Below are 4,278 nucleotides of genomic sequence, written 5' to 3' on the forward strand. Positions count from 1 at the left end.
CCTTCGAATCGAAGGCGAGCGGGCCGTCGTCGCTCCTGCGGCTTCTCAGCCCAGCAGGTCCTTCAGGACCGGGGCCAGGGCGCGGAAGGCCTTGCCGCGGTGGCTGATGGCGTTCTTCTCCGCCGCCGTCAGTTCGGCGCAGGTGCGGGTCTCGCCCAGGGGCTCCAGGATCGGGTCGTAGCCGAAGCCGCCCTCGCCGGCCGGGGCCGTCCGCAGGGTGCCGAGGAGGCGGCCCTCGACGACGCGCTCGGTGCCGTCCGGGAGGGCCAGGGCGGCGGCGCAGAAGAAGTGGGCGCCGCGGTGCTCCGGGGCGATGTCGCCGAGCTGGGCCAGCAGCAGGTCCAGGTTGGCGCGGTCGTCGCCGTGCTTGCCGGCCCAGCGGGCGGAGAAGATGCCGGGGGCGCCGCCGAGGACGTCGACGCAGAGGCCGGAGTCGTCGGCGACCGCGGGCAGGCCGGTGGCCTGCGCGAGGGCGTGCGCCTTGAGCAGCGAGTTCTCGGCGAAGGTGACGCCGGTCTCGCGGACGTCCGGGATCTGCGGGTAGGCGTCGGCGCCGACCAGTTCGACGTCGAGGCCGGCCTCGCCGAGGATGGCGTGGAGCTCGGCGACCTTGTTCTGGTTGCGGGTGGCGAGAATCAGACGGGTGGGCATGAACCCACCCTAACCGGACGTCAGCCGGTGCAGACCTGGGTGAGGTTGCCGGCGGCGTCGCCGAGCGGCTTCAGGTCGGGGGCCTGCTTGTCGTTGATGGCCTGCTGGACCCTGCCGACCTGGGTGTTGAGGTCGGTGATGGCCTTGGCGACGTCGGTGTTCTTGGAGTTCTTGCCGAGGTCGTCGAGGTCGTTCTTGAGCTTCTGCAGGGCCTGGCCGGCGGCGGCCGAGTCGTTGCTGGCGTTGTTGAAGGCGGTGGTGACGTCGCTGATGTCCCCGGTGATGCGGACCGCCGTGTTGCCGCAGTCGAGCGCCTTCTGGGCGGCCGAGCAACTGACCGCGCTGAGCGGGAGGATGGCGATCAGGCCGGCCACGGCGAGGGTGGCGGGGCGGGCGATGCTCTGGGGCATCCGGTCCTCCTGGGTGCGCGGGTTCCGGAACGGAATGACGCGCCCCCGGGGGTGCGCGGTTCCCACAACGGGGTGCTGCGGGAACCGTAAGGGCTCCGGGCCCGGCCTGTACAGCGCTGGTGTCGCGGTTCGGCCACGCGCCGGAGCCCCTTCGGGCACCGGTGGTGGGCTCAGCCCTCCAGGGCCTTGCGCTGGATCTCGTCCAGCTCGGCGCAGCCGAGGGTGCCGAGGTCCAGGAGCTGGTCGAGCAGGGCGCGGTCGAAGGGGGCGCCCTCGGCGGTGCCCTGGACCTCGACGAAGCGGCCGTCGGAGGTGCAGACGATGTTCATGTCGGTCTCGGCGCGGACGTCCTCCTCGTAGCGGAGGTCGAGCATCGGGACGCCGTCGATGATGCCGACGCTGACGGCGCTGACGCCGCCGGTGATGGGCTGGCCCTTGGCGCGGAGGATCTTCTTCTCGCGGGCCCAGGAGACGGCGTCGGCGAGGGCGACGTAGGCGCCGGTGATGGCGGCGGTGCGGGTGCCGCCGTCGGCCTGGAGGACGTCGCAGTCGAGGACGATGGTGTTCTCGGCGAGGGCGCGGTGGTCGATGACGGCGCGCAGCGAGCGGCCGATGAGGCGGCTGATCTCGTGGGTGCGTCCGCCGATGCGGCCCTTGACGGCCTCGCGGTCGCCGCGGGTGTTGGTGGCGCGCGGGAGCATGGAGTACTCGGCGGTGACCCAGCCCTCGCCGCTGCCCTTGCGCCAGCGCGGGACGCCTTCGGTGACGCTGGCGGTGCACAGCACCTTGGTGTCGCCGTAGGAGATGAGGACGGAGCCTTCGGCGTGCTTGCTCCAGCCCCGCTCGATGGTGATGGGGCGGAGCTGGTCGGGGGTGCGGCCGTCGATGCGTGACATAGGCACCGAGCGTAGTCGGTCCGGTCGGGTGGTTCCGGCAGGGTCGGACGGGTCGTTGGCGGTGCCCGGCGGGCCTGTGGCGGGGTGCCCGAACGGTTGTGCCCGGTGCGCCGGACTGCGCCGGCCCGCCGTCCACGGGGGGCGGCGGGCCGGGTGGTGCTGAGCCTGGTGGTGCCGAGCCTGGTGGGCTCAGCTCACATCATGTCCTCGATGTCGGCGGCGATCGGGTCGGCGTCGGTGCCGATGACGACCTGGATCGCGGTGCCCATCTTGACGACGCCGTGGGCGCCGGCGGCCTTCAGCGCGGCCTCGTCGACGAGGGAGGCGTCCTTCACCTCGGTACGCAGGCGGGTGATGCAGCCTTCGACCTCTTCGATGTTGTCGATGCCGCCCAGACCGGCGACGATCTTCTCAGCCTTGCTGGCCATCTGATTTCTCCCTCTGTCTCGGCCCGTCGGCTGCTCTGCCGGGTGCCGTCCTGCGCTGTGCGGGGTGCCCCGGCCGCCGGCCGGGGTCGTCGCTGTCGGTGCTGACGCGGGTTCAGCTGCCGTCGCGCTGCGCCGCAGCGCGACCAGCATCACCCGAGTTGGACCGATCTGCCACGTTAGTCCACTTTTGGCCCATTCCGGCGCGCACGGTCTGGATCTTCGTCCGAGGATGACGATCAGCGGGGCTTCTGCCCCGGTGCGCGCGGCCTGCCTCCCAAAGTGGTCTACACCAATATATGTGTACTCCGATGAACGCAGGAAGCGCCCCGGGTGTTCCTGAGCCCCGTCCGAGGGTCCCCCAGGGGGCCAGCGCTCGGCAACTGCTCTCGGAGGGCGAAGGATGAGTTCGGCAGGCGCCACAGCCCCGCGGACCACGTGGTGGCACACCTTCTACGGCGGACTCCAGAAGATGGGCCGCTCGCTGCAGCTGCCGGTCGCCGTGCTGCCGGCGGCGGGCATCCTCAACCGGCTCGGACAGCCCGACGTGTTCGGGAAGGACGGCCTCGGCTGGGACGACGTCGCCAAGGTGTTCGCGGCGGCCGGCGGCGCCCTGCTGGACTCCTCGCTGGGCCTGCCGCTGCTGTTCTGCATCGGGGTCGCGATCGGCATGGCCAAGAAGGCGGACGGCTCCACGGCGCTGGCGGCCGTGGTGGGCTTCCTGGTCTTCTACGCCGTGCTGCACGCCTTCCCGGAGGACTGCAAGCTGCCGACCGTCCTGGTCGGCAACCAGTGCGTGGACTTCACCTCGGCCAAGTCGGCCGCCGCGACCTACCAGAACCCGGGCGTCCTGGGCGGCATCCTGATCGGCCTGCTGTCGGCGTGGCTCTGGGTGCGCTACCACCGCACCCGGCTGGTCGACTGGCTCGGCTTCTTCAACGGCCGCCGGCTCGTCCCGATGATCACCGCCGTGGTCGGCATGCTGCTGGCGGTGCTGGCGGTCTGGGCCTGGCCGCCGATCGGCCGCGCCTTCAACGACGTGAGCCAGTGGCTGGCCGACCTGGACGCGGGCGGCGCCGGCATCTTCGGCGTGGCCAACCGCGTACTGCTGCTGATCGGCATGCACCAGTTGCTGAACACCTTCGTCTGGTTCCAGTTCGGCGACTTCACCAAGCCCGACGGCATGGTCGTGCACGGCGACATCCCGCGCTTCCTGGCCGGTGACCCGACGGCGGGCCAGTTCACCTCCGGTTTCTTCCCGATCATGATGTTCGCCCTGCCGGCGGCGGCGCTGGCGATGGCGCACGCGGCCAAGCCGCACCGCCGCAAGGAGATCTACGGGCTGATGCTCTCGGTCGGCCTGACGTCCTTCGTGACCGGCGTCACCGAACCGATCGAGTACTCCTTCGCCTATGTCGCGCCCGCGCTGTACGCGGTGCACGCGCTGCTGACCGGCGCCTCGATGGCGATCACCTGGGCGCTCGGGGTGCACGACGGGTTCAGCTTCTCGGCCGGCCTGATCGACTACGCGATCAACTGGAGCCTGGCCACCAAGCCCTGGCTGATCATCCCGATCGGGCTCTGCTTCGCCGTCGTGTACTACGCGCTCTTCCGGTTCATCATCGTGAAATTCAACATGAAAACACCCGGACGCGAGGACGACGACGAGGTCGAGGACGTGACCAAGGCATAAACCGAGCGTCACCGGACGCCCGCCGGAATAGGCCCTCGGACCCTTGGTCCGGGGGCCTTCGGCATATTGGTAAAAGGACGATGGTCCCGGCCGGAAAACCATTCCCGGACCGGTCCGGGAAATTCGGTGACCGGTCCCGCCGCCGCCTGGGCGCCGGGACGGCGCCCGGCGCCCGGCGGCCCGGGGCCCGGCCGGGACAGGGC

At 70.9% G+C, this 4,278-nt stretch carries 5 protein-coding genes; 1 reads left to right on the top strand and 4 read right to left on the bottom strand.

Annotated features, from left to right (window positions below):
* Positions 1-45: 45 nt before the first annotated feature.
* The 4 genes from rdgB to ACFWA9_RS38480 all read right to left on the bottom strand — a co-directional run bounded on the left by rdgB (position 46) and on the right by ACFWA9_RS38480 (position 2,385).
* On the bottom strand, positions 46-651 hold the full coding sequence (gene rdgB / locus ACFWA9_RS38465) for an RdgB/HAM1 family non-canonical purine NTP pyrophosphatase (RefSeq protein ID WP_380394121.1): 606 nt from the start codon (positions 649-651) through the stop codon (positions 46-48).
* Between the two features lie 20 nt (positions 652-671).
* Positions 672-1,061: a hypothetical protein gene (locus tag ACFWA9_RS38470; protein ID WP_380394124.1), complete on the bottom strand. Its 390-nt coding sequence runs from the start codon at positions 1,059-1,061 to the stop codon at positions 672-674.
* Between the two features lie 170 nt (positions 1,062-1,231).
* Complete coding sequence (gene rph, locus ACFWA9_RS38475) at positions 1,232-1,957, bottom strand: ribonuclease PH (RefSeq protein WP_352293183.1); 726 nt, start codon at positions 1,955-1,957, stop codon at positions 1,232-1,234.
* Positions 1,958-2,151: 194 nt separating this feature from the next.
* Complete coding sequence (locus tag ACFWA9_RS38480) at positions 2,152-2,385, bottom strand: glucose PTS transporter subunit EIIB (RefSeq protein WP_030060521.1); 234 nt, start codon at positions 2,383-2,385, stop codon at positions 2,152-2,154.
* A 400-nt stretch (positions 2,386-2,785) separates the two neighbouring features.
* Between ACFWA9_RS38480 and ACFWA9_RS38485 the strand changes: the two genes are divergently transcribed.
* Complete coding sequence (locus tag ACFWA9_RS38485; RefSeq protein WP_352293185.1) at positions 2,786-4,075, top strand: PTS transporter subunit EIIC; 1,290 nt, start codon at positions 2,786-2,788, stop codon at positions 4,073-4,075.
* Positions 4,076-4,278 lie beyond the last annotated feature (203 nt).

This window comes from Kitasatospora sp. NPDC059973, from assembly GCF_042737525.1.
GTDB lineage: Bacteria > Actinomycetota > Actinomycetes > Streptomycetales > Streptomycetaceae > Kitasatospora.